The 26,185-nt window shown below is 74.1% G+C and carries 21 protein-coding genes; 11 read left to right on the top strand and 10 right to left on the bottom strand.

Translation table 11 applies throughout. The annotated features are described in order from the left end of the window. The first annotated feature begins 157 nt into the window (after positions 1 to 157). A complete protein-coding gene (locus LO771_RS26210) occupies positions 158 to 1,816 on the top strand; it encodes a fumarate hydratase (RefSeq protein ID WP_230747133.1) in 1,659 nt (552 codons plus the stop codon). A gap of 54 nt (positions 1,817 to 1,870) precedes the next feature. On the opposite strand, the gene LO771_RS26205 is transcribed toward LO771_RS26210, so the two are convergent. Further along, positions 1,871 to 2,677 carry a DUF2637 domain-containing protein gene (locus LO771_RS26205; RefSeq protein ID WP_230747086.1) on the bottom strand — a complete coding sequence of 269 codons (807 nt, stop codon included), beginning with the start codon at positions 2,675 to 2,677 and terminating at the stop codon, positions 1,871 to 1,873. Between the two features lie 30 nt (positions 2,678 to 2,707). Next, positions 2,708 to 3,010, bottom strand: coding sequence for a hypothetical protein (locus tag LO771_RS26200; protein WP_230747085.1), 303 nt, complete (start codon positions 3,008 to 3,010; stop codon positions 2,708 to 2,710). Between the two features lie 179 nt (positions 3,011 to 3,189). Between LO771_RS26200 and LO771_RS26195 the strand changes: the two genes are divergently transcribed. The 3 genes from LO771_RS26195 (at position 3,190) to LO771_RS26185 (ending at position 7,597) form a co-directional block, all read left to right on the top strand. Next, entirely contained in the window at positions 3,190 to 4,587 is a 1,398-nt protein-coding gene (locus LO771_RS26195; RefSeq protein WP_230747083.1) for an aspartate ammonia-lyase, read from the top strand. Between the two features lie 126 nt (positions 4,588 to 4,713). Beyond that, a complete protein-coding gene (locus LO771_RS26190) occupies positions 4,714 to 6,171 on the top strand; it encodes a catalase (RefSeq protein WP_230747081.1) in 1,458 nt (485 codons plus the stop codon). Positions 6,172 to 6,382: 211 nt separating this feature from the next. Continuing rightward, positions 6,383 to 7,597 carry an MFS transporter gene (locus LO771_RS26185; protein WP_230747080.1) on the top strand — a complete coding sequence of 405 codons (1,215 nt, stop codon included), beginning with the start codon at positions 6,383 to 6,385 and terminating at the stop codon, positions 7,595 to 7,597. Positions 7,598 to 7,677: 80 nt separating this feature from the next. Here the strand turns inward: LO771_RS26185 and LO771_RS26180 are convergent, their stop codons facing one another. Next, positions 7,678 to 8,613: a LysR substrate-binding domain-containing protein gene (locus tag LO771_RS26180; protein WP_230747131.1), complete on the bottom strand. Its 936-nt coding sequence runs from the start codon at positions 8,611 to 8,613 to the stop codon at positions 7,678 to 7,680. Between the two features lie 140 nt (positions 8,614 to 8,753). On the opposite strand from LO771_RS26180, the gene LO771_RS26175 reads away from it, so the two are divergent. Beyond that, a complete protein-coding gene (locus LO771_RS26175) occupies positions 8,754 to 9,308 on the top strand; it encodes a peroxiredoxin (protein WP_230747079.1) in 555 nt (184 codons plus the stop codon). Between the two features lie 2 nt (positions 9,309 to 9,310). Then, positions 9,311 to 9,847 carry an alkyl hydroperoxide reductase gene (locus tag LO771_RS26170; RefSeq protein WP_230747078.1) on the top strand — a complete coding sequence of 179 codons (537 nt, stop codon included), beginning with the start codon at positions 9,311 to 9,313 and terminating at the stop codon, positions 9,845 to 9,847. A gap of 123 nt (positions 9,848 to 9,970) precedes the next feature. On the opposite strand, the gene LO771_RS26165 is transcribed toward LO771_RS26170, so the two are convergent. The 4 genes from LO771_RS26165 to LO771_RS26150 all read right to left on the bottom strand — a co-directional run bounded on the left by LO771_RS26165 (position 9,971) and on the right by LO771_RS26150 (position 15,609). Further along, entirely contained in the window at positions 9,971 to 11,410 is a 1,440-nt protein-coding gene (locus LO771_RS26165) for an AI-2E family transporter (protein ID WP_230747130.1), read from the bottom strand. A gap of 426 nt (positions 11,411 to 11,836) precedes the next feature. Continuing rightward, a complete protein-coding gene (locus LO771_RS26160) occupies positions 11,837 to 12,532 on the bottom strand; it encodes a transglycosylase SLT domain-containing protein (RefSeq protein ID WP_230747077.1) in 696 nt (231 codons plus the stop codon). Between the two features lie 619 nt (positions 12,533 to 13,151). After that, positions 13,152 to 14,471 carry a PhoH family protein gene (locus tag LO771_RS26155; protein WP_230747076.1) on the bottom strand — a complete coding sequence of 440 codons (1,320 nt, stop codon included), beginning with the start codon at positions 14,469 to 14,471 and terminating at the stop codon, positions 13,152 to 13,154. A 346-nt stretch (positions 14,472 to 14,817) separates the two neighbouring features. Then, a complete protein-coding gene (locus LO771_RS26150) occupies positions 14,818 to 15,609 on the bottom strand; it encodes an isoprenyl transferase (RefSeq protein ID WP_230747072.1) in 792 nt (263 codons plus the stop codon). 137 nt (positions 15,610 to 15,746) lie between these two features. Between LO771_RS26150 and mgrA the strand changes: the two genes are divergently transcribed. Together mgrA and LO771_RS26140 are read left to right on the top strand one after the other, a co-directional pair. Next, on the top strand, positions 15,747 to 16,787 hold the full coding sequence (gene mgrA / locus LO771_RS26145) for an L-glyceraldehyde 3-phosphate reductase (protein ID WP_230747071.1): 1,041 nt from the start codon (positions 15,747 to 15,749) through the stop codon (positions 16,785 to 16,787). Between the two features lie 291 nt (positions 16,788 to 17,078). Next, complete coding sequence (locus LO771_RS26140) at positions 17,079 to 18,668, top strand: chitinase (RefSeq protein ID WP_230747070.1); 1,590 nt, start codon at positions 17,079 to 17,081, stop codon at positions 18,666 to 18,668. A 98-nt stretch (positions 18,669 to 18,766) separates the two neighbouring features. Here the strand turns inward: LO771_RS26140 and LO771_RS26135 are convergent, their stop codons facing one another. Then, a complete protein-coding gene (locus LO771_RS26135) occupies positions 18,767 to 19,387 on the bottom strand; it encodes an A24 family peptidase (RefSeq protein WP_230747069.1) in 621 nt (206 codons plus the stop codon). A gap of 310 nt (positions 19,388 to 19,697) precedes the next feature. On the opposite strand from LO771_RS26135, the gene LO771_RS26130 reads away from it, so the two are divergent. Beyond that, entirely contained in the window at positions 19,698 to 20,912 is a 1,215-nt protein-coding gene (locus LO771_RS26130) for a pyridoxal phosphate-dependent aminotransferase (protein ID WP_230747068.1), read from the top strand. 193 nt (positions 20,913 to 21,105) lie between these two features. After that, on the top strand, positions 21,106 to 21,624 hold the full coding sequence (locus tag LO771_RS26125) for a hypothetical protein (RefSeq protein ID WP_230747067.1): 519 nt from the start codon (positions 21,106 to 21,108) through the stop codon (positions 21,622 to 21,624). A gap of 164 nt (positions 21,625 to 21,788) precedes the next feature. On the opposite strand, the gene LO771_RS26120 is transcribed toward LO771_RS26125, so the two are convergent. After that, complete coding sequence (locus LO771_RS26120; RefSeq protein ID WP_230747066.1) at positions 21,789 to 23,606, bottom strand: phosphoenolpyruvate carboxykinase (GTP); 1,818 nt, start codon at positions 23,604 to 23,606, stop codon at positions 21,789 to 21,791. Positions 23,607 to 23,880: 274 nt separating this feature from the next. Between LO771_RS26120 and LO771_RS26115 the strand changes: the two genes are divergently transcribed. Then, the gene (locus tag LO771_RS26115; protein ID WP_230747062.1) at positions 23,881 to 24,678 is read left to right on the top strand and encodes a hemolysin III family protein; all 798 of its coding nucleotides are present in this window, start codon (positions 23,881 to 23,883) and stop codon (positions 24,676 to 24,678) included. A 583-nt stretch (positions 24,679 to 25,261) separates the two neighbouring features. Here LO771_RS26115 and LO771_RS26110 read toward each other — a convergent pair. Then, positions 25,262 to 26,122, bottom strand: coding sequence for a GNAT family N-acetyltransferase (locus LO771_RS26110; RefSeq protein WP_230747061.1), 861 nt, complete (start codon positions 26,120 to 26,122; stop codon positions 25,262 to 25,264). Positions 26,123 to 26,185 lie beyond the last annotated feature (63 nt).

Below are 26,185 nucleotides of genomic sequence, written 5' to 3'. Positions count from 1 at the left end.
ATCGGGCGGCTCCGGGTGAGCCCGGTCACGCGGGGCCACCTGGCCCGGTCCGGCCGCGGGCGGCCCTCTAACCTGGAAGGCGCTTCGTCGACGTCGACCCAGCACCGCAGTCAGCGGACAGACCGCAGTCAGTGAGGACCACCCGCCGATGGCCGCCATGCCAGAGTTCGCCTACTCCGACCTTCTCCCGCTGGGTGCCGACCCCACCCCGTACCGCCTGATCACCACCGAGGGCGTCTCCACCTTCGAGGCGGGCGGCCGCCGCTTCCTCCAGGTCGAGCCCGAGGCGCTGCGCCGGCTCACCGCCGAGGCGATGCACGACATCTCGCACTACCTGCGCCCGGCCCACCTGGCGCAGCTGCGGCGCATCCTGGACGACCCGGAGTCCAGCCCCAACGACCGCTTCGTGGCGCTGGACCTGCTGAAGAACGCCAACATCGCCGCCGCGGGCGTCCTCCCCATGTGCCAGGACACCGGCACCGCCATCGTCATGGGCAAGCGCGGCCAGAACGTCCTCACCGCCGGCCGCGACGAGGAGGCCGTCTCGCGCGGCGTCTTCGACGCGTACACGAAGCTCAACCTGCGCTACTCGCAGATGGCCCCGCTGACCATGTGGGACGAGCGCAACACCGGCTCCAACCTGCCAGCCCAGATCGAGCTGTACGCGACCGACAGCGACGCCTACAAGTTCCTCTTCATGGCCAAGGGCGGCGGCAGCGCCAACAAGTCGTTCCTCTACCAGGAGACCAAGGCCGTCCTCAACGAGAAGCGGATGCTCTCCTTCCTGGAGGAGAAGATCCGCTCGCTGGGCACCGCCGCCTGCCCGCCGTACCACCTGGCGATCGTGGTCGGCGGCACCAGCGCCGAGTTCGCGCTGAAGACCGCCAAGTACGCCTCCGCGCACTACCTGGACGAGCTGCCCACCGAGGGCTCGCCGACCGGCCACGGCTTCCGCGACCTGGAGCTGGAGAAGAAGGTCCACGAGCTGACCCAGCGGATCGGGATCGGCGCGCAGTTCGGCGGCAAGTACTTCTGCCACGACGTGCGGGTGGTGCGGCTGCCGCGCCACGGCGCCTCCTGCCCGGTCGCCATCGCGGTCTCCTGCTCCGCCGACCGCCAGGCGCTCGGGAAGATCACCGCCGAGGGCGTCTTCCTGGAGCAGCTGGAGACCGACCCGGCGCGGTACCTGCCCGACACCACCGAGGACGAGCTGGACGACGAGGTCGTCCGCATCGACCTGAACCGGCCGATGGACGAGATCCGCGCCGAGCTGTCGAAGTACCCCGTGAAGACCCGCCTGTCGCTCACCGGCACCCTGGTCGTGGCGCGCGACATCGCCCACGCCAAGATCAAGGAGCGGCTGGACGCGGGCGAGGGCATGCCGCAGTACCTCCAGGACCACCCGGTGTACTACGCGGGCCCGGCCAAGACCCCCGAGGGCTTCGCCTCCGGCTCCTTCGGCCCCACCACGGCCGGGCGGATGGACTCCTACGTGGAGCAGTTCCAGGCCGCCGGCGGCTCCTTCGTGATGCTCGCGAAGGGCAACCGCTCGCAGCAGGTCACCGACGCCTGCGCCAAGCACGGCGGCTTCTACCTGGGCTCCATCGGCGGCCCGGCCGCCCGCCTCGCCCAGGACTGCATCCGCAAGGTCGAGGTGCTGGAGTACGCCGAACTCGGCATGGAGGCGGTCTGGCGGATCGAGGTCGAGGACTTCCCGGCGTTCGTCGTGGTCGACGACAAGGGCAACGACTTCTTCACCTCGCTCGCCCCGTCCGAGACCTTCATCGGCTCCATCCCGGTGCGCCCGGGGAGCTGACGCGCCCGCAGGGGGCCCGCGCCGGACGGTTCCGGCGCGGGCCCCCGCGCGTGCTCAGCGGCGGGCGCCCTTGGGGCGCGGAGCCGCGGGCGGCGGGACCGGGCCGTGCCGCCCGCGCCGGGTCGCCGTCATCTGCCGGACGAGCTGGTGGAAGGAGACCACCGCCGTGACCGGCGGCAGGCCCGCCACGACCACGTCCGCGGGGGTGGCCGCCGCCGACGCCACGCACAGGACCGCCGCCATGCCGGAGAAGACGCCCAGCACCACCCACGAGTGGGCGATCCGGCGCCGCTCCAGGGCCGCGCGCAGGATGGAGAGCGAGGCCACGAACCACGGCCCGTAGATGATCACCGGCCAGAGGCCGGCCAGTCCGCTGCCGACGTGGGCCGCGGCCAGCCGCTGCAGCGGCGCGTAGGCGAAGGCCCAGCCCAGCAGGGAGACCGCCGTGACCGTGCAGGTGGTCAGCACCCCGAACGCCGAGCTGGTCAGCTGCGACCAGGTGGCGGGCAGGGGCCGGCGGCGCCGGTGCGGGACCGGGCGGCGGCGCCGGGGCAGGTCGTAGGCGACCGGGGACGGGACGGTGTCCTCGTCGTCGGTCGCGAGCGGCGGCAGGAGCCCTGCCGCGGGGTCCTGCGCGGCGTCGAGCAGGTCCGCGAGGGGGCGGTAGGAGGTCGCCGGGTCGGCCGGCGGCCCGTCGGCGTACCAGCCGGCCTGCGGGTGGACGGTGACGTGCGGCCCGGCGGCGTACTGCCCGACGTCGTACTGTCCGTCGGTGTACTGGCCGTCGGCGTACTGGCCGTCGGCGTACTCCTCGGCGCCCGGGTCCCGGTAGGGGAGGTACGTCTCCCTGGTGTCGTACATGGCGTGCCCGCTCCCCTCGTGCGGTCCGCGTCACCCGCCGGCCCGGGCAGCGCGTGCGCCGGACCTGCGGGTGAAGTCGGACTCGATCTGCCGGATCAGCCGTGCGAAGTCGGCGACGAGCCGGGCGCTGTGCTCCAGCCGCACCTGCTCGCCGCCGCGCTCCAGGAAGGCGGCGGCGCCGTCCCGGTCGTCGGCGGGGGGCGGCACGAAGAGCCACTCGCCGAGCCGGGAGCAGCTCTCGCCGCGCGGCTCGGGCCCGGCCGGATCGGGAGGACCGGGATCGGGCGGACCCGGGTCGGGGGGCGGTCCGGGGAGGGTGTGCGGAGAGGTCACGCCTCCCCAACGACGCCCCGCCGCCCCCGGCATGTGCGGCATTCGGGGGTCCTTAGATATGACGGACGGACCCCGCACGCCGCTGAGCTGCGCATCCTCCCGCTGCTGCGGGACAGGGGAACAAGGACGCCGTCAACCGGCGCTGCGACGAGGGGAACCTGGAGAGGGAGGCCGAGACGATGACCGGCAGCACGGACGGGTACCGCACCGAGCACGACTCCATGGGCGAGGTGCGGGTGCCCGCGGAGGCGAGGTGGCGGGCGCAGACCCAGCGCGCGGTGGAGAACTTCCCCGTCTCCGGGCAGCGGCTGGAGCGGGCGCACATCGAGGCGCTGGCGAGGATCAAGGCGGCGGCGGCGAAGGTCAACGCGGAGCTCGGCGTCCTGGAGAAGGACACCGCGGAGGCGGTCCGCGAGGCGGCGGCCGAGGTCGCGGAGGGCCGCTGGGACGACCACTTCCCCGTGGACGTCTTCCAGACCGGCTCCGGCACCTCCTCGAACATGAACGCCAACGAGGTGATCGCGACGCTGGCGGCCGAGCGCCTGGGCCGGCCGGTCCACCCCAACGACGACGTCAACGCGAGCCAGTCCTCCAACGACGTCTTCCCCTCCTCCATCCACATCGCCGCCACCGCGGCCGTCACCGGCGGCCTGGTGCCCGCCCTGGAGCACCTGGCGGCGGCGCTGGAGCGCAAGGCGGAGGAGTTCGCCGGGGTGGTGAAGGCGGGCCGCACCCACCTGATGGACGCCACCCCCGTCACCCTCGGCCAGGAGTTCGGCGGGTACGCGGCGCAGGTCCGGTACGGGGTGGAGCGGCTGCGGGCGACGCTGCCCCGGGTGGCCGAGCTGCCGCTGGGCGGTACGGCGGTGGGCACCGGGATCAACACCCCGCCCGGCTTCGCCGCCGCGGTGATCGCGGAGGTGGCCCGGGAGACGGGCCTGCCGCTGACGGAGGCCCGGAACCACTTCGAGGCCCAGGGCGCCCGGGACGGCCTGGTGGAGCTGAGCGGGCAGCTGCGGACGGTCGCGGTCGGCTTCACGAAGATCGCCAACGACCTGCGGTGGATGGGCTCGGGCCCGCGCACCGGCCTGGCCGAGATCAACCTCCCCGACCTGCAGCCCGGCTCCTCGATCATGCCGGGCAAGGTCAACCCGGTGGTCCCGGAGGCCGTCGCGATGGTCGCCGCGCAGGTGGTGGGCAACGACGCGGCGGTGGCCTTCGCCGGCGCCTCCGGCAGCTTCGAGCTCAACGTGATGCTGCCGGTGATCGCCCGCAACGTGCTGGAGTCGGTGCGGCTGCTGGCGAGCGCCGCCCGCCTGCTGGCCGACCGGGCGGTCGACGGCATCACGGCGAACGCGGAGCGGCTGCGGGAGTACGCCGAGTCGTCGCCCTCGGTCGTCACCCCGCTCAACCGCTGGATCGGCTACGAGGAGGCGGCCAAGGTCGCCAAGCAGGCGCTCGCCGAGCGGAGGACCATCCGGGAGGTGGTGCTGGAGCGCGGGTACGTCGCGCGGGGACTGCTCACCGAGGAGCAGCTGGACGAGGCGCTGGACGTGCTGCGGATGACCCGGCCCTGACCGGGCAGGCGGAGGAGGACCGGCCCGGGGCCGGGTTGCGGGCCCCGGCCGTCGGCGTCCCAGCCGCGTGCGGCTGAGGAACGCGTCACGAGCGAACCGGAAGAACCAACTCCGGAAGGTCCCCTCATGTCCGACTCCACCGTCCCGTACACCACCGGCAACACCGGCATCCCGGTCGAGAGCGACTCCGACTCGCTCACCGCGGGCGCCCTCGGCCCGATCCTGCTGCACGACCACTACCTGATCGAGAAGATGGCCCAGTTCAACCGGGAACGGGTGCCCGAGCGCGTGGTGCACGCCAAGGGCGGCGGCGCCTACGGCGTCTTCGAGGTCACCCAGGACGTCAGCCGGTTCACCCGGGCGGACCTCTTCCAGCCGGGGAGGCGGACCGACATGCTCGCCCGGTTCTCCACCGTGGCCGGCGAGCTGGGCTCCCCCGACACCTGGCGCGACCCGCGCGGCTTCGCGCTGAAGTTCTACACCGAGCACGGCAACTACGACATGGTCGGCAACAACACGCCGGTCTTCTTCGTGCGCGACCCCATGAAGTTCCAGGACTTCATCCGGTCGCAGAAGCGCCGGCCGGACTCCGGGCTGCGCGACCACGACATGCAGTGGGACTTCTGGACCCTCTCGCCGGAGTCCGCGCACCAGGTGGCCTGGCTGATGGGCGACCGCGGCATCCCGCGCACCTGGCGGAACATGAACGGCTACAGCTCGCACACCTACATGTGGATCAACGCGGGCGGCGAGCGGTTCTGGGTGAAGTACCACTTCAAGACCGACCAGGGCATCGCCTTCCTCACCCAGGACGAGGGCGACGCGATGGCCGGCGAGGACGCCGACGCGCACCGCCGCGACCTGTTCGACTCCATCCGCCGCGGCGAGCACCCGTCGTGGACGATGTACGTCCAGGTCATGCCGTTCGACGAGGCGTGGGACTACCGGTTCAACCCCTTCGACCTGACCAAGGTGTGGCCGCACGGCGACTACCCGCTGATCGAGGTCGGCCGGATGACCCTCAACCGCAACCCGGACGACTACCACGTCCACATCGAGCAGGCCGCCTTCGAGCCGTCCAACCTGGTGCCCGGCATCAGCGTCTCCCCGGACAAAATGCTGCTCGGCCGGATCTTCTCCTACGCCGACACCCACCGGTACCGGATCGGCCCCAACTACGCGCAGCTGCCGCCGAACCGCCCGCACTCCCCCGTGCACTCCTACTCCAAGGACGGGCCGATGCGGTACGAGCCCGCGGACACCGCCGCGGTGTACGCGCCCAACTCCTACGGCGGACCGGCCGCCGACCCGGGCCGCTTCGGCGAGCCCGTCGGCTGGGACGTCGCCGGGCGGATGGTGCGCGAGGCGTACCCGCTGCACCGCGAGGACGACGACTTCGGCCAGGCCGGGACCCTGGTCCGCGAGGTCCTCGACGACGCCGCCCGCGACCGGCTGGTGTCCAACGTCACCGGCCACCTCTCCGACGGCGTCTCCGACCCGGTCCTGACCCGCGCCGTGCAGTACTGGCGCAGCATCGACAAGGACCTCGGCGACCGGATCGCCACCGGCATCGGCAGGGCCTGACCGGCCCGGCCGGGTCCGGCGGGCCCCGCCGGACCCGGCCGGAGGGCGCCGTCCGCGGCCGCTGCTCCCCCACGCGGGGAACAGCGGCCGCCGTCGTGTGGTTCGCTGGACGGGCGAGGCGTCAACGGCGACGGCCCGCCGCCCGGCCCGCCCCTCCCCGGAACGGCCCGGTCCGCCCTGCCCGCACCCCGACCCACGGGAGCGATCCCCCATGCCCCTGGCGCTCGTCGCCCTGGCCGTCACCGCCTTCGCCATCGGCACCACCGAGTTCGCCGCGATGGGCCTGCTGCCGCAGGTCGCCGGCGACCTGGGGGTGTCCGTGCCCCGGGCGGGCTGGCTCATCTCCGCGTACGCGGTCGGCGTCGTCGTCGGCGCCCCGCTGCTCACCGCCGCCGCGGCCCGGCTGCCCCGCAAGGCCGTCCTGGTCGGCCTGGCCGGCCTGTTCACGGCGGGCAACCTGCTGTGCGCCGTCGCGCCCGGCTTCTGGTTCCTGGCCGGGGCACGGTTCGTCACCGGCCTGCCGCACGGCGCGTTCTTCGGCGCGGGCGCGGTGGCGGCGGCGGAGCTGGCCGCACCCCACCTGCGGGCCCGCGCGGTGTCTGTGATGTTCGCCGGGCTCACGGTGGCCAACATCGTGGGCGTGCCCGCCGCGACCCTCCTCGGGCAGCACCTGGGCTGGCGGGCCACGATGCTCGTCGTCGTCGCGACCGGGGCCCTGGGCACCGCCGCCATCGCCCGGCTGGTGCCCGCGCTGCCCTCCCACGAGCACGCCGGACTGCGGCGGGAGCTGTCGGCGTTCCGCAGCGGCCAGCTGTGGCTGGCGCTGGCGACGGTGGTGTTCGGCTGCGGCGGCTTCTTCGCCTGCTACAGCTACATCGCGCCGCTGATGACGGAGGTGGCGGGCTTCGCGCCGGGGTCGATGACGCTGGTGCTGGCCCTGTTCGGCGTCGGCATGACGATCGGCAACGCGGTGGGCGGCTGGGTCGCCGACCGGGCGCTGCGGCCCGGGGTCTGCGCGGCGTTCGTCCTGCTGTCGCTCACCCTGGCGGCGTTCGCGGCCACGGCGCACGCGCAGTGGTCGGCGGCGGTCACCGTGGTGCTGGTGGGCCTCTTCGGCTTCGCCATCGTGCCGACGGTGCAGACGCTGGTGATGGAGAAGGCGCGGCACGCCCCGACGCTGGCCTCGGCCACCGTGCAGGGCGCGTTCAACCTGGCCAACGCGCAGGGCGCCTGGCTGGGCGGGGCGGCGCTGTCCGCCGGGTTCGGCTGGACCTCGCCGACTCTGGTGGGGGCCGCCCTGGCGGGGGTGGGCGCGCTGCTCGCGGTCGTCTCCTGGGCCGCGGACCGCGGCGGGCGCGGCGGCTCGCGGCTGGTGGCGCACTCCGCGCCGCGGGCTGCGGACGAGGCGGCGCCGGCCGGCCGCTGACGGCGGCGCGGGCGGCAGGCGGCGGCGCGGCGGGCCCGTACGGCCGGCGGCACGGTCGGCCGTACGGCGCGCGGCCCGGGTCAGTCGACGATGCGGACGGGCAGCGGCCGCAGCGCCTGCCGCAGCGAGGCCGCGAAGCGCTCGTACTCGGCGGACCGGGCGGAGCCGGCCCGGAAGGCCAGGCCGACGCGGCGCCCGGGGGCCGGGTCGGCGAAGCGGACGGCGGCGAGCCCGCCGCCCCGCCCGGCCTCCACGTCGAGGGCGGTGGCGGGCAGCAGGGTGACGCCGAGTCCGCCGGCGACGAGCTGGACGAGGGTGGAGAGCCCGGCGGCGCGGGTGGTGGCGGCGGCCGGGTCGGCGCCGACGTCGCGGCAGATGTCCAGGGCCTGGTCGCGCAGGCAGTGGCCCTCCTCCAGCAGCAGCACGTCGAGGTCGGGCAGCACGTCGCGCGGCACGTCGGTGCGGCCCGCCAGCGGGTGGCCGGGCGGGACGACGAGCACGAAGTCCTCGTCGAAGAGGGGGATCTCGCGGACCGGCAGCGTGCCCCCGGCGGGCAGCGCGAGCAGCAGCAGGTCGAGCCGGCCGCTGCCGAGGCCCTCCAGCAGCGAGGAGGTGCGCTCCTCGTGGACGTGCAGTTCCAGGTCCGGGTAGCCGCGGCGGACGAGGCGGAGCACGGCGGGCAGCAGGTAGGGGGCGATCGTGGGGATGACGCCGAGGTGGAGCGGTCCGGTGAAGGGGCGGCGTGCGGCATCGACCTCCTCCGTGAGAGCGTGCAGGGAGGCGAGCACCCGGCGCGCGTGGTCGGCGACGCGCTCGCCCAGCGGGGTGATGAGGACCCTGCGGGTGGTCCGCTCGACGAGCTGGGCGTCCAGCGCCTCCTCCAGGGCGGCGACGGCTCCGGAGAGCGCGGGCTGGCTGGTGCCGATGGCCGCGGCGGCGTCGCGGAAGTGCAGGTGGTCGGCGACCGCCGCGAAGGCGCGGAGCTGGGCGACCGACGGGGTCTTGCGACTACTGATAACGACCTCCGATCAGAAGTCTCGATTCTAGCTATTTCACGGATCAAAGGGTCGCATGCCAGTGTGGATCACGTCCCTGCGGTGCGGAACCATACGCAACCGGGACGGAACACCCTCGATGATCTCAAGGAGGAGCGAACGTGCTCACCATCGGTGACAAGTTCCCCGAGTACGACCTGACCGCCTGCGTCGACCTCGACCCGGAGAAGGCGTTCGCGCAGATCGACCAGAAGACCTACGAGGGCAAGTGGCGGGTCGTCTTCTTCTGGCCCAAGGACTTCACCTTCGTCTGCCCGACCGAGATCGCCGCCTTCGGCAAGCTCAACGAGGAGTTCGCGGACCGCGACGCCCAGGTCCTCGGCGTCTCCGGCGACTCCGAGTTCGTGCACCACGCCTGGCGCAAGGACCACCCCGACCTGCGCGACCTTCCCTTCCCGATGCTGGCCGACCCCAAGCACGAGCTGATGCGGGCCTGCGGCGTCGAGGGCGAGGACGGCTACGCCCAGCGCGCCGTCTTCATCGTGGACCCGAACAACGAGATCCAGTTCACCATGGTCACCGCCGGCTCCGTCGGCCGGAACCCCAAGGAGGTCCTGCGGGTGCTCGACGCCCTGCAGACCGACGAGCTGTGCCCCTGCAACTGGAACAAGGGCGAGACCACCCTGGACCCCGTCGCGCTCCTCGCGGGTGAGTGACCATGGCCCTTGACGAGCTGAAGGCCGCCCTCCCCGACTACGCCAAGGACCTCAGGCTCAACCTGGGCTCGGTCGTCGGCAACTCCGACCTGCCCGAGCAGCAGCTCTGGGGCACCGTGCTGGCCTGCGCGATCGCCTCGCGCAGCGCGCGCGTGCTGGCCGAGCTGGAGCCGCAGGCCCGCGAGCACCTGTCGGAGCAGGCGTACACCGCCGCCAAGTCCGCCGCCGCGATCATGGCGATGAACAACGTCTACTACCGGACGCTGCACCTGCTCTCCGACAAGGAGTACGGGTCGATGCGGGCCGGCCTGCGGATGAACGTCATCGGCAACCCGGGCGTGGACAAGGTCGACTTCGAGCTGTGGTCGTTCGCCGTCTCCGCGATCAACGGGTGCGGCATGTGCCTGGACTCGCACGAGCAGGTGCTCCGCAAGGCGGGCGTGCCCCGCGAGACCGTCCAGGAGGCGACGAGGATCGCGGCGGTCGTCGCCGCGGTCGCCACCACCCTGGACGCCGAGGGCGTCCTCGCCTCCGTGTGACGGCACCCCCGCGCGGCACCCCCGCGTGACAGCACGCCGAAGGCCGCCCCGGGCTCCTGCCCGGGGCGGCCTTCGGCTCTCGGCGTTGCGGGGTCCCGGAGGCAGCCGGGGGCCCGGAGGTGCTCAGGAGTCCCCGACCGGCGCGCTCCCGCCGTCCGCCGCCAGGGGCCGCTCCGGCGGCGCGGGCACCGCGGCGTCCGGCAGCGGCGGGGCGGCGGCCTCCGCGGCGGCGTCCGGCCCGGCCGCCTCGCGGGTGCGGTCCTCCTTGGCCGCCTCCAGGGCGTGCTCCTCCTTGGCCGCCTCCAGAGCCGTGAAGACCTCGTTCCCCGCCGCGTTGCGGCGGCGCAGGTACCCGACCACGGTGTTGGTGACCGCCACCAGCGGCACCGCGACGACCGCCCCGCCGATGCCGGCGAGGATGGACCCGGCCGCGACCGCCAGCACCACGGCCAGCGGGTGGACCCGCACGGCCCGGCCGAGGATCAGCGGCTGGAGCAGGTGCCCCTCGATCTGCTGGACCAGCACCAGCACCACCAGCACCATCACGGCCGTGAAGACGCCCTGGGTGACGATCGCGATCAGCACGGCGATGGTGCCGGTGACCAGCGCACCGACCAGGGGGACGAACGCCCCCAGGAAGATGATCACCGCGAGCGGCACGGCGAGCGGGACGTGCAGGAACGCCAGGCCGATGCCGATGCAGACCGAGTCGATGAAGGCCACCAGCACGGTGCCCCGCACGTAGCTGGTGAGCGTCGCCCACGCCCGCGGGCCCGCCCCGGCCATGGCGTACCGGGAGTGGCGGGGCAGGCCGCGCAGCGTCCACTGCCAGATCCGCTCGCCGTCGTAGAGCAGGAAGAAGGTGCAGAAGGCCGCCAGTACGACGCCGGTCAGCACCTCCACCGCGATGGTGACGCCGGTGAAGCCGGCCGAGGTGATGGCCTCGGAGTTGGTCCCTATCGCCTTCGAGATCTGCTTGGCGAAGTCGCCGATCTGCTTGTCCGTCAGGTGCAGCGGCCCCTTGACCAGCCAGCCGCGCAGCTTGTCGACGCCCTCCTGGACGCGGCTGGTGACCGACCCCAGGTTGGTGGACACCTGCCACACAACGAACCAGCCGACCAGCCCGATGCCCACCAGTCCGCTGAGGAAGGTGCCCGCCGCGGCCAGCGACTTCGGCAGCCCCTGCCGGCGCAGCCAGGCGACGGTGGGCTGCAGGAGGGCCGTGATGAGGATCGCGGCGATGAACGCGAGCGCCACCAGCCGCAGGGTGGTGACCACCCGGAAGACGACGTACAGCGCCGCGCCCAGCAGCAGCAGCCGCCAGGCGCCCTCGGCGGCGACCCGGACCCCCCAGGGCACCGCCTCCGCCGGGGTGGCCGCCCGGCCCGGGTGGAGGTCCCGCTCGTAGGCGGGGGGTCCGGCGGGGGCGGCCTGCGCCGGTCCGGCGGGCGACGGCTCGTCCCCGTACGGGTCCCTCCGCTCGGCCTCGCGGCGGCGCTCCTCCAGCCGGGCCGCGGCGGACCTCCCCCACGCCACCACGCTGCGTCTGTCGGCCCGCGACACTGGCGACACCGTCCCTCTCCCCTGGCTCTGCGCGGCCGGGCTGCGGCCTGCGGTGAGTCCCGGCGCGCACGCCGGATGTGTGCTCGACCGTACCCGCTGTCCGGGTGTCCAATTCGTGCAGGACGCGGGAGGGTCCGGGGAGTCGGAGATGATTCCGGGTCAAAGGCGGCGATCACGGCGGTTTCCGGCGCACCGGGCCCGGGAACGGGAGCCGGTGCGGGCGGGCCGCACACACCCCGCCCGGGCGGTCCGCCGGCGGGGCGACCCCTTCCGGCAGCCCCGGCGGCGGCCGTACGGACGGGGACGCCCCCGACCCGGGAGGGTCGGGGGCGTCCGCCCGCCGTGCTGCACGGGGCCGGGGCGCGCAGGGCGCGGTGCCGGGACGGGTGGGCCCCTCCCGGAACCGGTCGCCCGGTGCCGGCCGGCTCAGTACCAGTTGTGCGCCTGCCAGAAGCTCCAGGCGCCGCAGGGGCTGCCGTACCGGGAGTTCATGTAGTTCAGGCCCCACTTGATCTGGGTGGCGGGGTTGGTGCGCCAGTCCGCGCCGGCCGAGGCCATCTTGGAGCCGGGCAGCGCCTGGACGAGGCCGTAGGCGCCGGAGCCGGCGTTGGTGGCCTGGTAGTTCCAGCCGCTCTCGCGCTCCACGATGTTCGAGAAGCACTGGAACTGCGTGTCGTTGCCGATGATGGAGCGGGCCAGCGCCTGGACCGATCCGGGGGACACGTCGACGACGGGCGCGGCGAGGAGCGCGCGCGCCTTGGCGCGGCTGGCGGCCTCGGCCTTGCGCTTGGCCTCCGCCTCGGCGGCGGCCTTGGCCTTCCGCTCGGCCTCCGCCTTGGCCTTGGCGACCTCGGCGACGCGCTTGCGGGCCGCCTCCTCGGCGGCCTTCTTGGCGGCGGCGTCGGCGGCGCTGGCCTGTGCGTCGGCCTGTCGGCCGATGTTGTCGCTGATGGTCTGCGCCTGGGCGCCGGAGGGGATGTCCGCGAGCAGGGTGGCGCCGGCGACATCGACCGTCTGCGTGGTCTTGCCCTCGCTGCCCGACGCAACGCCCACGACGGCACCGACTGCGGTGACGGCGGTGGCGGAGGCCACGGCGACTCCCCGGACCGAGATCCGAGTCACATGGTTTCCTTCCAGCATCGACCGCGCGTGACCGTGCGGACGCGACCTAGCCCCTGTCGCTGGCCTCCACCGGTGCCGGTCACGGGAGGCGCTGGCCCGCCGCCCCGGTGGGACGGGACGTGGATCTCGGGCGGCGTACGGCTTCACCGGTCTTCAGTTGTTCGCACACACCGTCACCGTGAAGTGGCGACGCCGCCGCCCGGAGGCGGCTTGTCACGCCGTACGCGGGGCCTGACAGAACCCACACCATGCCCGACGGAGACGTGTCCACGCAATTCCCGGTTGCGTGTCGAAATTCACACGCCTCATCCACCTGGGACTTCGGGGTTCTCCCCCCGCGGGCCTTAAGGCGGCGTTAGTCTTCCGGGCCCTCCGCCGGGCGGAGCAGGGGAGTTGGGGGCGCGCCGGGGGCGCGACGGGGCGGGTCCCGCGCCGCCGGGGGCGCCGGCCGGCGGGGCCGGAAAGCGGACGAAAGGGGCGGCGGCCGGGAAGGGGAACGGAAGGGGCGCGGAAAGGAGGAAGGGGCCGGGCGAAAGCCCGACCCCTTTTGACGCTAATTATTCTTTTCTGTCCTTTTTTGGCGCTGCGGCCGCCGGGGCCGCTCCGGCTGCTACGGCTGCTACGGCTGCACGTCCTCCAGCATCTCGGTGACGAGGGCCGCGATCGGCGACCGCTCCGAACGGGTCAGCGTGATGTGGGCGAAGAGCGGGTGCCCCTTCAGCTTCTCCACCACCGCGACCACCCCGTCGTACCGGCCCACCCTCAGGTTGTCGCGCTGGGCCACGTCGTGGGTCAGCACCACCCGGGAGCCCTGGCCGATCCGGGAGAGGACCGTGAGCAGCACGTTCCGCTCCAGCGACTGCGCCTCGTCGACGATCACGAACGCGTCGTGCAGCGACCGGCCCCGGATGTGGGTCAGCGGCAGCACCTCCAGCATCCCGCGCCCGACGACCTCCTCGATGACGTCCGCGGTGGTCACCGCCGAGAGGGTGTCGAAGACCGCCTGCGCCCAGGGGCTCATCTTCTCGGCCTCGCTGCCCGGCAGGTAGCCGAGCTCCTGGCCGCCGACCGCGTACAGCGGCCGGAACACCATCACCTTGCGGTGCTGCCGGCGCTCGAGCACGGCTTCCAGCCCCGCGCAGAGCGCCAGCGCGGACTTGCCGGTGCCGGCCCGCCCGCCCATCGACACGATGCCCACCTCGGGGTCGAGCAGCAGGTCGAGGGCGACCCGCTGCTCGGCGCTGCGCCCGCGCAGTCCGAACGCCTCCCGGTCGCCGCGGACCAGCCGCACCCGGCCGTCCCCGGCGACCCGCCCCAGCGCGCGCCCGCGCTCGGAGGTCAGCACCAGGCCGGTGTGCACGGGCAGGTCGCGGGCCTGCTCGATGTCCACCCCGTCCTGGGCGAAGAGCGCGTCCACCTCCTCTCCGGAGACCTGGAGCTCGGACATGCCGGTCCAGCCGGAGGTGATGGCCAGCTCCGCCCGGTACTCCTCCGCGAGGAGGCCGACCGAGCTCGCCTTGATGCGCATCGGCAGGTCCTTGGAGACGACGGTGACGTCGTACCCCTCGGCCTGGAGGTTGCGGGCGACCGCGAGGATGCGGGTGTCGCTGTCGCCGAGCCGGTAGCCGGCCGGGAGCACGGAGGGGTCGGAGTGGTTGAGCTCCACCCTGATGGTGCCGCCGATCTCGCCGACCGGGATCGGCTCGTCCAGCCGCCCGAACCGGACCCGGTAGTCGTCCAGGAGCCGCAGCGCCTGGCGGGCGAAGTAGCCCAGCTCCGGGTGGTGCCGCTTGGCCTCGAGCTCGGTGACCACGACCACCGGGAGCACGACCTCGTGCTCCTCGAAACGGGTCATGGCCATCGGGTCGGCCAGGAGCACGCTGGTGTCGAGAACGTACGTGCGCCGGTCGTGCGTCCGGCGGCTCTTGGAACTGACCACAAGGCCTCCCGGGCGGATGACCCTTCGTCATCCGCGGCTCACCGGTCCCCGCGGCCCCGATGGGCGAGGTCCCGGTCTGGCGGGAGTATTCCCTCGCAGTGACCGGTGCATGCGGCCGAAGAGCAACTGACGGATCATCCGCCGGGGGCGTTTGCCCTTGTGGGAGGGGGGTATCGGACTCTTTCCGCACCCGTCGCGGCCGGAGCGGGAGGACCGGGTGCCCTGCGGGCGGTCCCGTCCGGTCCCGTTCACACGGCGTTCGCCCGGGCGGCACCCGCCCGCCGCGCGGGACGGGAAGGGCCTGCCGCCGGGGAGGACAGGCGGGGAGGACGGACGGGCGGGGGCCTCAGCCCCCGAAGCGCCGGTTGCGCACCGCGTAGTCCCGCAGCGCCCGCAGGAAGTCCACCTTCCGGAACGCCGGCCAGTACGCCTCGCAGAAGTAGAACTCGCTGTGGGCGCTCTGCCAGAGGAGGAAGCCCGACAGCCGCTGCTCGCCCGAGGTGCGGATCACCAGGTCGGGGTCGGGCTGGCCGCGGGTGTAGAGGTGGGCGGCGATGGACTCGGTGTCGAGGGTGTCGGCCAGGTCGTCGAGGGAGGTGCCGAGGGCCGCGTGCTCCTGGAGCAGCGACCGCACCGCGTCGGCGATCTCGTGCCGGCCGCCGTAGCCGACGGCGACGTTGACGAGGATGCCGTCCACGTCGTGGGTGGCCTGCTCGGCGTCCTTGAGGACCCGGGAGGTGCTCTCCGGGAGCAGGTCGAGGGCGCCCACCGGGTGCACGCGCCAGCGGCGGGCCTCGGCCATGCCCCGCACCGCGTCCTCGATGATCCCCAGCAGCGGGACCAGCTCCTCGGCCGGGCGGCCGAGGTTGTCGGTGGAGAGCAGCCAGAGGGTGACGACCTCGACGCCGGTCTCGTCGCACCAGCCCAGGAACTCCTGGATCTTGTCGGCGCCCCGGCGGTGCCCGTCGGCCGTGCTGATGCCGGCGGCCCGGGCCCAGCGGCGGTTGCCGTCGAGCATGACGCCCACGTGCCGCGGCGTCCGGGCAGGGTCGAGGTGCGCCTCGACGCGGCGCCCGTACACCCCGTAGACCAGGTTCCGCAGACCCGGCGTGCGATAGACCAGGTCCCGCAGACCCATGGTGCTCAGCCCCTCCGTGCGCTTGCCCGCGAGCAGGGTACTCCGGTCGGCCGTACGCAGACGAAACCCCCTGGTGGACGGGCGGCCCGGGGCCGTTATTGTTTACACGAACAACAAACTCGAAAGGCCCCGACCTGATGATCCCTTCCCCCCACCGGGCCGCCGAGGACCGCTACGACGGCCGCATGGAGTACCGCCGCACCGGCCGGAGCGGGCTGAAGCTGCCGGCCGTCTCGCTCGGCCTGTGGCACAACTTCGGCGACGACCGGCCGATGGAGACCCAGCGCGCCATCCTGCGCCGCGCCTTCGACCTGGGCGTCACCCACTTCGACCTGGCGAACAACTACGGCCCGCCCTACGGCTCGGCCGAGGCGAACTTCGGCCGCCACCTCGCCGCCGACTTCCGCCCGTACCGCGACGAGCTGGTGATCTCCACCAAGGCCGGGTACGACATGTGGCCCGGCCCGTACGGCGAGTGGGGCTCGCGCAAGTACCTGCTGTCCAGCCTCGACCAGTCGCTGACCCGCATGGGCCTGGACCACGTCGACATCTTCTACTCGCACCGCTTCGACCCGGAGACGCCCCTGGAGGAGACCATGGGCGCCCTGGCCTCCGCGGTGCAGCAGGGCAAGGCGCTGTACGTCGGCATCTCCTCCTACAACGCGGAGCGGACCCGCGAGGCCGCGGCGATCCTCGCCGACCTGGGCGTGCCGCTGCTGATCCACCAGCCCTCCTACTCCATGCTCAACCGCTGGCTGGAGGAGGACGGCCTGCTGGACGTGCTGGAGGAGGCGGGCGCCGGCTGCATCGGCTTCGCGCCGCTGGCCCAGGGGCTGCTCACCGACAAGTACCTGCGCGGCGTCCCCGAGGGCTCCCGCGCGACCCAGGGCAAGTCGCTGGACCCGTCCTCCCTCACCGAGGAGACGCTGGGCAAGCTGCGCGCCCTCAACGGCATCGCGGAGCGCCGCGGCCAGACGCTGGCCCAGCTGGCGCTGACCTGGCTGCTGCGCGACGAGCGGGTGACCTCGGCGCTGATCGGCGCCTCGTCGGTCGCCCAGCTGGAGGCGAACGTGGCGGCGGTCCACGGGCCGCGCCTGACCGACGAGGAGCTGGCGGAGATCGACCGGTACGCCACCGACGCGGACCTCAACCTCTGGGCGCGTTCCACGGAGGCCTGAGGGGGCGCCCGGGGACCGGGGAGCGCTCCCCGGGGCACTGCGGGAAGGCCCGTCACCGCGACCGGCGGGGGCGGGCCTTCAGCCTTCCTGATGCCTTCCTTAAGGGAGCCGTAAGGGGATGCACCGGCCTTGACGCCCGGCAGGGGTCCAGCCCACGGTGTGGGGCGCGGTTCCGGCGCGCCCCGGGTGCACGGGACGGGTCGCGCCGCGCCCCCTTCCCTTCCTCCCCACCGGGCCCTCGCGTCCTCCCCCGGTCGCGGCGGCCGCCCGCACGCAAGGAGACCCGCATCCATGGGACGTGCTGCCCACAGACGGCGCAGGCGCGCCGTCGGAGCCCTCGCCGCCGGCGCCGCCGCACTCGCCGCGGCCGCGGCCGCGACGGCCCTCGCACCGGGCGGTGCCAGCGCCGCCGACGGCAACCAGGTCGTCAACGGCGGTTTCGAGGCCGGCTCCGGGGCGAACTGGACCTGCTCCGGGAAGGCGTCCGTCACCACGGCGTCCGTGCACGCGGGCACGTACGCCCTGAAGTCCACGCCGAGCGCCACCGACACCGGGCAGTGCCGGCAGAAGGTGTCCGTGCGGCCGAACACCGCCTACACGCTGAGCGCCTGGGTGCGGGGCCCCTTCGTGTACCTGGGGACGAAGGGGAACGGGACCACCGACGTCTCCACCTGGACGACCTCGTCGTCCTGGAGCCAGCTGAGCACCACCTTCCGCACCGGCGCCTCCACCACCAGCGTCACCGTCTACGTGCACGGCTGGTACGCGCAGGGCGCCTTCGGCGCGGACGACGTCGTGCTGACCGGTCCCGGCGGCGCGGCGAGCCCCTCCCCGTCGGCGTCCCCGACCGCGCAGCCCTCGCAGTCCCCCACGGCGCAGTCGTCCGCGTCGCCGGCCTCGCAGCCCGCGACCTCCCCGCCGCCGGCCTCGCAGTCCCCAGCCTCCGCCCCGCCGCCGTCGGCCTCGCAGCCCCCGTCCGGCGGCCTGCCGGGGCACCTCGTGACCGGCTACTGGCAGGACTTCGACAACGGGGCGGCGGTGCAGCGGCTCCGCGACGTCCAGGACGCGTACGACATCGTCGCCGTCGCCTTCGCCGACGCCGACCCGTCCCGGCCCGGCGGCATCACCTTCGCCCTCGACCCGGCGCTCTCCTCGAAGCTGGGCGGCTACACGGACGACGACTTCAAGGCCGACGTCGCCGCGAAGCACGCGGCCGGCAAGAAGGTCGTGCTCTCGGTCGGCGGGCAGAACGGCAACGTCTCGGTCACCGACTCCGCCACGGCGGCGAACTTCGCCGACAGCGCGTACGCGCTGATGCGGCAGTACGGCTTCGACGGGATCGACGTCGACCTGGAGAACGGCGTCGACGCCACGTCCATGGCCCAGGCGCTGCACACCCTGGCGTCCGAGGCCGGGCCGGGCTTCGTGCTCACCATGGCGCCCGAGACCCTCGGGATGGACAGCACCGACAGCGCCTACTTCCGGCTGGCGCTGGCGGTGAAGGACGTCCTGACCGTCGTCAACACCCAGTTCTACAACTCGGGTCCGATGAACGGCTGCGACGGCAGGGTCCACTCCCAGGGCACGGTCGACTTCATCACCTCCCAGGTCTGCACCCAGGTCCAGGGGGGCCTCGACCCCTCCCAGGTCGGCATCGGCGTCCCCGCCTCCGCGAGCGCGGCGGGCAGCGGGTACGTGCAGCCGTCCGTGGTGGACGACGCCCTGGACTGCCTGGCGGCCGGCGACCACTGCGGCTCCTTCGTGCCGCCGGCGAAGTGGCCCGGCATCAGGGGCGCGATGGCCTGGTCGGCCAACTGGGACGCGGCGAACGGCAACGCCTTCTCGGACACGGTGGGCGCCCACGTCCACGCCCTGCCGTAGACGGCGGCCCCACGGCGGGCGGCCCCGGCGCACCGCGCGCGCCGGGGCCGCCGCACGTCCGGGACCGGGATCCGGCTGTCCGGGGGCGCCGGAGCGGCTCAGGCCGCCAGCAGCACGGCCGCCAGGGCGCCCGCCAGCATGAACGGGCCGAAGGGCAGCGGGTCGGCGCCGCGGGCCCGGCGGGTGGCGAGCAGCACCGCGCCGTGGAGCCCGGCGAGCAGGAAGCCCGCGAAGACGCCCGCGAGGACGGCGCCCCACCCGTACCAGCCGAGCAGCGCGCCGAGCGTGGGGGCGAGCTTGGCGTCGCCGAGGCCCATCGGGGCGACCAGCGCCGTCGCGCCGTAGAGCGCGCCCAGGGCGAGGGCGGCGAGCAGGCAGCGCGGCAGGACGCCGGGCCTCCCCGAGCCGAGGGCCGCGGCGACGAGCAGGACCGCGGTGCCGGCGAAGGCGGGGAGGGTCAGCGCGTCGGGCAGCCGGTGCTCGGCGGCGTCCACGAAGGCGAGGGGCACGCCGAGCAGCGCCGCCCAGCAGAGCGGGGCCGCGACGGGCGCGAGGCCGACGGCGGCGCCGAGCAGGGCCAGGGCGGCCGCGGCGGCGGCCTGCACGGCGGGCAGCCGGGGGGCGCCGGTGTGGCGGGCGGCGGTGGCGCGCAGCCAGGGCCCGGCGGCCAGTCCGAGCGCTGCCCCGGCCAGTGCGCCGGCGGTGTCCGGATGCGGCACGGCGTCCTCCCCCTGTGGACGGGCCCGGCTGTGCGGGCTCTGCGGACGGCCCCGGCTGTGCGGGCCCGGCTGTGCGGCCTCCCGGTGCGCGGTCCTCCGCGTCCGGGCCCGGCGGCGGGCGGGCGCGGGCCGCCGCGCGCGAGTCTAGGCGGCGCCGTTCCCGGACGCGGCCCCTCCGGCGGCACTCGGGGACGGCCGGGCACAGGGGGCGCGCGGGCGGGGGGAAGCGCCGTGGGCGTGCGGGCGGGTTTTGATTCGCGTGGCGGACAACACGGGGCGGCGGGCGGGGACGACCCGTAGAGTGGCCGGCATGCAGGTGATCCAGTCCAGCAAACTCGCCAATGTCTGCTACGACATCCGCGGGCCGGTGCTCGACGAGGCCATGCGGCTGGAGGACGAGGGCCACCGCGTCCTGAAGCTCAACACCGGGAACCCGGCGACCTTCGGCTTCGAGGCGCCCCCGGAGATCCTGCAGGACATCCTCCGGAACCTCGCCACGGCCCACGGCTACGGCGACTCCAAGGGCCTGCTCGCCGCCCGCCGCGCCGTGGTCATGCACTACGAGGAGCGCGGCCTGCACGGCCTCACCGTGGACGACGTCTACCTGGGCAACGGCGTCTCGGAGCTGATCCAGATGTCGATGCAGGCCCTGCTGGACGACGGCGACGAGGTGCTGGTCCCGGCGCCGGACTACCCGCTGTGGACGGCGTCGGTGAGCCTGGCCGGCGGCACGGCGGTGCACTACCGCTGCGACGAGCAGGCGGACTGGTACCCGGATCTGGCCGACATCGAGGCGAAGGTCACCGACCGCACCCGGGCGATCGTGGTGATCAACCCGAACAACCCGACCGGCGCGGTCTACCCCGTGGAGGTGCTGGAGGGCCTGGTGGAGATCGCCCGGCGGCACCGGCTGCTGGTCTACTCGGACGAGATCTACGACAAGATCCTCTACGACGGCACCACCCACACCCCCACCGCCTCGCTCGCCCCGGACCTGCTCTGCGTCACCTTCAACGGCCTGTCGAAGGCGTACCGGGTGGCGGGCTTCCGCTCGGGGTGGATGGCGCTGTCCGGCCCCAAGGAGCACGCCTCCAGCTACATCGAGGGGCTGTCGGTCCTGGCCAACATGCGGCTGTGCGCCAACATGCCGGCCCAGCACGCGGTGGCGGCGGCGCTCGGCGGCCGGCAGTCGATCAAGGACCTGGTGCTGCCCGGCGGGCGGCTGCTGGAGTCGCGGGACGCGGCGTGGCGGCTGCTCAACGACATCCCCGGGGTCAGCTGCGTCAAGCCGAAGGGCGCGCTGTACGCGTTCCCGCGGCTGGACCCCAAGGTCCACAAGGTGAAGGACGACGCCCAGATGGTGCTGGACCTGCTGCGGTCCCAGCACATCCTGGTGGTGCAGGGCACCGGCTTCAACTGGCCCGAGCCCGACCACTTCCGGCTGGTGACCCTGCCGCGGCCGGAGGACGTCACCGACGCGGTGACCCGGATCGGGGACTTCCTGGAGGGCTACGCGCAGCCCTGACCGGCCGCCGCGGCGCTCCCGGCCCCGTCCCTCGCCCCCTTCCACTCCCCTTCCGCTCTCCTTCCGCGGCACGTGCCGTCCCGCGGCCCGAACCACCGCTCCGGCCCGGGCGGGCCGCCCCCGCGTCCCGGCCGCTCCGGATTTAGACTTGGTCCAAGTCCAGTTCCGGATGACCTCACCGCAGGGAGCGCCCATGTACGAGCCGATACGGCACAGGTCCGTGCACACGCTCCGGGAGCCCGCCCCCACGGCCCCCGCGCACCCGCACGCCGTCCGCCACAACAGCAGCGACCGCGTGGCGGCGCCGTCCGCCCGGCCCGCCCACCTGCGGCAGCAGCTCGCCCGGCACCTCGGCGCCCTGCTCGACGCCACCACCGACCTGCGGCGCGCCACCGACGCCGCCGGCGGCGCGGCCGACCCGGCGCTCGCCGCGCACCGCGCCGACCTGGACGACGCCGCCCGGCGCATCGCGGCACGGATCGCGGAGCTCGCGCCCGCGGGCGGGCCGCCGCCCGGCGGCCGCCCCACCCCCGCGCCCGCCCCGGCCGGGCGCGGCCTCGCCGACCTCCACGCCCGGGCCCACGCCCTGGCCGGCCGGGTCCTCGTCGTGGCCGCCGCGCAGCAGGACACGGCCACCGCCATGCTCGCCTGCCTCCGCATGGACGCCCACGACGCCGCCCGCCGCGCCCCGGGGGCCGCCCCCGCGGCCTGAGGGGCGGCGGCCCGGCCGCCTCCCGGCCCGGCCGCGCCGGGGACCGGGCGCGGCACCGGGGCCCGGGCACGCCGACGGCCGGAGTCCCGGTCCAGGCGATCGGTGGTCGGGGCGATCGCCTGGCCGGGGCTCCGGCCGTGCGGTGGAGTGCTGCTGAGGGGCCGTCAGCCCAGGCGCTCGACGAGCTTCTCGTACTCGTCCCACAGCTCGCGCGGGGTGTGGTCCCCGAAGAGCTCCAGGTGCTCCGGGATGAGCGCGGCCTCCTGCTTCCAGATCTCGCGGTCGACGGAGAGCAGCAGCTCGATGTCGTCCTGGGTGAGGTCCAGGCCCTTGAGGTCGAGGGTGTCCTCGGTCGGCAGGATGCCGATCGGGGTCTCCACGCCCTCGACGGTGCCCTCCAGGCGCTCGACGATCCACTTGAGCACGCGGCTGTTCTCGCCGAAGCCCGGCCAGACGAACTTGCCGTCGGCGTTCTTGCGGAACCAGTTCACGTAGTAGATCTTCGGCAGCCTGGCCGGGTCGGCCTGCTTGCCCAGCTTGATCCAGTGGCCGAAGTAGTCGCCCATGTTGTAGCCGCAGAACGGCAGCATCGCGAACGGGTCGCGGCGCAGCTCGCCCACGGTGCCCTCGGCCGCCGCGGTCTTCTCGCTGGCGACGTTGGCGCCCAGGAAGACGCCGTGCTGCCAGTCGAAGGACTCGGTGACCAGCGGGACGGCGCTCGCCCGGCGGCCGCCGAAGAGGATGGCCGAGATCGGGACGCCGGCCGGGTCCTCCCACTCGGGGGCGATGGTCGGGCACTGCGCGGCCGGGACGGCGAACCGGGCGTTGGGGTGGGCGGCGGGGGTGCCGCTCTCCGGCGTCCAGTCGTTGCCGCGCCAGTCGGTGAGGTGCGCCGGGGGCTCGTCGGTGAGGCCCTCCCACCAGACGTCGCCGTCGTCGGTCAGCGCGACGTTGGTGAAGACGGTGTTGCCCCACAGGGTGTCGATGGCGTTGGCGTTGGTGGCCGTGCCGGTGCCGGGGGCGACGCCGAAGAAGCCCGCCTCGGGGTTGATGGCCCGCAGCGTGCCGTCCTCGCCGAAGCGCATCCAGGCGATGTCGTCACCGATGGTCTCGACCTTCCAGCCCGGGATGGTCGGCTGGAGCATGGCGAGGTTGGTCTTGCCGCACGCGGACGGGAAGGCCGCCGCGACGTACTTCGGGGCGCCGGTCGGCGGGGTGAGCTTGAGCACGAGCATGTGCTCGGCCAGCCAGCCCTCGTCGCGGGCCATGGTCGAGGCGATCCGCAGCGCGTAGCACTTCTTGCCGAGGAGGGCGTTGCCGCCGTAGCCGGAGCCGAAGGACCAGATCTCGCGGGTCTCCGGGAAGTGCGAGATGTACTTGGTGGTGTTGCAGGGCCACGCGACATCGTCCTGGCCGGGCTCCAGCGGGGCGCCGACGCTGTGCACGGCGCGGACGAAGTCGCCGTCCTCGCCGAGGTGGTCGAGCACGGCCCGGCCCATGCGGGTCATGACGCGCATCGAGACGGCGACGTAGGCGGAGTCGGTGATCTCGACGCCGTAGGCGGCCAGCGGGGAGCCGACCGGGCCCATGGAGAAGGGCACGACGTACATGGTGCGGCCGCGCATGGAGCCCCGGAAGACGTCGGCGAAGATGCCGCGCATCTCGTCGGGGTGCTTCCAGTGGTTGGTCGGGCCCGCGTCCTCCTCCTTCTCGGAGCAGATGAACGTGCGGTCCTCGACGCGGGCGACGTCGCTGGGGTCAGAGGCGGCGTAGTAGGAGTTGGGGCGCTTCTCCGGGTTGAGCCGGGTGAAGGTGCCCTTCTCGACCAGCAGCTCGCACAGCCGCTGGTACTCCTCCTCCGAGCCGTCGCACCACTCGACGCGGTCGGGCTGGGTGAGCTCCGCGATCTCGTTCACCCAGGCCAGAAGTCGTTTGTGCTTGGTGGGGGCGGAGTTGCCGAGGGCAGAGTTCTCGTACGACACGATCGCTCCGTTTCACGCCGGTTCGTCCTTGAGCCGGCGTCGGGGTTGAGGGTTGTCGGCAGGGTATCCCCGTGGGGCTTTTAACGACATAGCGCCCCTCACGTCGAAGGGGCTTCTTCCGTGACTTTCCAGTGATCAAACGGGCGACGAACCGGAAAATCCGTCGCATCGAAGGCACAAGGGCGCGCTGGTTGCACTCATGCGCGCCCGACCGAGTGACGAGCGCCACGTCATACCCCTCGGTAACCTACGGGTGCGTAGGTAGCATGTGGCCATGACTGCGGAGGACATCCCGGACCACGCGAAGACCGCACCCGCTCCCGCACCGGCGCGGACGCCCGGCGGCACCGGCTCCGGCACGCCCGACGGCCCCCTGGCCTCCCTCGAACGCGCCGCCGACCGCGTGGCCGACCACGTGGCCGAGGCGGTGCGCCCCGTGAAACCCAAGCTGCGCGGCTGGCTGCACGCGGGCATGTTCCCCGCCTCGGTGGCGGCCGGCATCGTGCTGATCTGCCTCGCCGGCTCCCCCCAGGCCCGCATCGCCTGCACCGTGTACTCGGTCTCGGCGTGGCTGCTCTTCGGCGTGAGCGCGGTCTACCACCGCTTCACCTGGGGCCCGCGCGGCGAGGCGGTGCTGCGCCGGCTCGACCACGCCAACATCTTCCTGATAATCGCAGGGACCTACACGCCCTTCACCCTGCTCCTGGTGGACGGCGGGCGGCAGCGGGTGCTGCTGTGGCTGGTGTGGGCGGGCGCACTCGCCGGGATCGGCTTCCGGGTCTTCTGGGTGGGGGCCCCGCGCTGGCTGTACACGCCCTGCTACCTGGCGCTGGGCTGGGCCGCGGTCTTCTTCCTGCCGGACTTCCTGCACCACGGCGGCGCCACCGTGCTCACCCTGATCGTGGTCGGCGGCCTGCTCTACAGCGCCGGCGGCGTGATCTACGGGCTCAAGCGCCCGAACCCGTCACCGCGCTGGTTCGGCTTCCACGAGGTCTTCCACTCGTTCACCCTGGCCGCCTTCATCGTGCAGTACGTGGGCGTGTCGATGGTGGCGTACTCGGCGGGCCGCTGACAGGAGCGGAAGGCCGGCCCGCGGGGGTCGGGCCCCGGGCGAGGCACCCGGGGCCCGACCCCCGCGGGCCTCGCGCGCCTCCCGTGCGCGGCGGCAGCGCTCGCAGTGGTCGCCCGCCGCGGCTCCGCGCCGGGGCGCCCCCGCGGCCGGCCCGCGCCCGGCCGGGCCCGTACGCCCCCGCAGCCGCTGCGACCAGGTCCGGGCCACGTACCCCATCGCCCAGCCCGCGCCCGCCCCGGCCACGGCCAGCACCAGCAGCCGCCCGCCGAGCAGGTAGGCGCCCACGACCACGCCGGCCGCGCCGGCCGCCGCCGCTCCGCCCAGGATCCGACCGTCCACACCTTCTCCCTCAGCCGACCGAAGGTGACCGAACCGGGACACCCTACCTACCCACGGTGACAGTGCGGAGATGCGGGGAGGCGAACAGGACGTCAACTTCCGGGCAATTCGGCATGGAGGGCTGCACGGCGCGGCACACCGGACGCTCCCGCCACGGCGGCCCCGGGGCCCCGGCGGCGGAGGGTGCGCCGCCGCCCCGGGCAGGGCGCCGCGACCCGCCGGGCGCCGCCGCACGGCCCGGACGTCACGCCTCGCCGGGGCCGAACGCCAGGACCAGGCGGTCGGCGACCGGCCGGAAGCCCAGCCGCCGGTAGAGGGCGTTGCTGGTGGGGTTGGCCAGGTCGGTGATGAGCAGCACCTCGCGGACGCCCTGCGCCAGGGCGCGGGCGGCGACGGCGTGGGTGGCGCCCGCCGCGTAGCCGCGGCGGCGCAGCCCCGGCGGGGTGTGGACGGGGCCGATCCGCACCGTCCCGGCGGCCTCCGCGCTCACGCAGGCCATCGAACCAGGCCGTCCGGCGTCCTCCCACAGCACGACCCCGCCGCGCGCGATGCGGGCCTCGACGTCGGCCGTGAAGTCCCGCAGCCGCTCACCCGTCTCACGGCTGAACTCCTCGAACCAGCCGACGACCAGGTCGCGGTCGTCCGGGCGGGCCTCCCGGGCGGCGCCGGACGGCGCGGGGTCCGGGGCGGCGAGGGCGGCGAGGCGGTGCAGGATCTCCTCGCGCCGCACGGAGACCGCGGCCCCGGTGGCGTCCCGCCACGCGGCGGCGAACGCCTCCGCGGCCGGGCGGTCCCCGCCGGCCCCGGGGAGGTCCCCGTCGCACGCCGCGAGGGCGGCCGCGAGCCCGGCGGCGGCGGCCGCGGGCATCCGTCCGAGCACCAGCGGGAGGGGCGGCGTCCGCAGGCAGGCCCCGGCGACCTCCTCCCCCGGCCCGGGACGCCACCAGCCGTACCGGGGCCGCCCGCCGCCGAACGCCTGCGGCCCGCGGCCGCGCACGGCGTCGGTCACGGTGAGGAGCACGGAGTTCTCCGCCGGGTGGGCGGCCAGGAAGCCGCCCGCCTCGTCCAGGAACTCCTCCACGTCGTCGGTCAGCCGCCAGCCCATGGCGGACATCCTGGGGGACCGGACGGCCGGGGCGCGAGCGGTTTGCGGACGGCGCCCCGCCGC

Origin of the sequence: Streptacidiphilus sp. ASG 303 (assembly GCF_020991365.1) — a bacterium.
Lineage (GTDB): Bacteria > Actinomycetota > Actinomycetes > Streptomycetales > Streptomycetaceae > Peterkaempfera.
The sequence above is the reverse complement of the archived record's forward strand: the minus strand, read 5'-3'. Positions and strand labels throughout refer to the sequence as shown.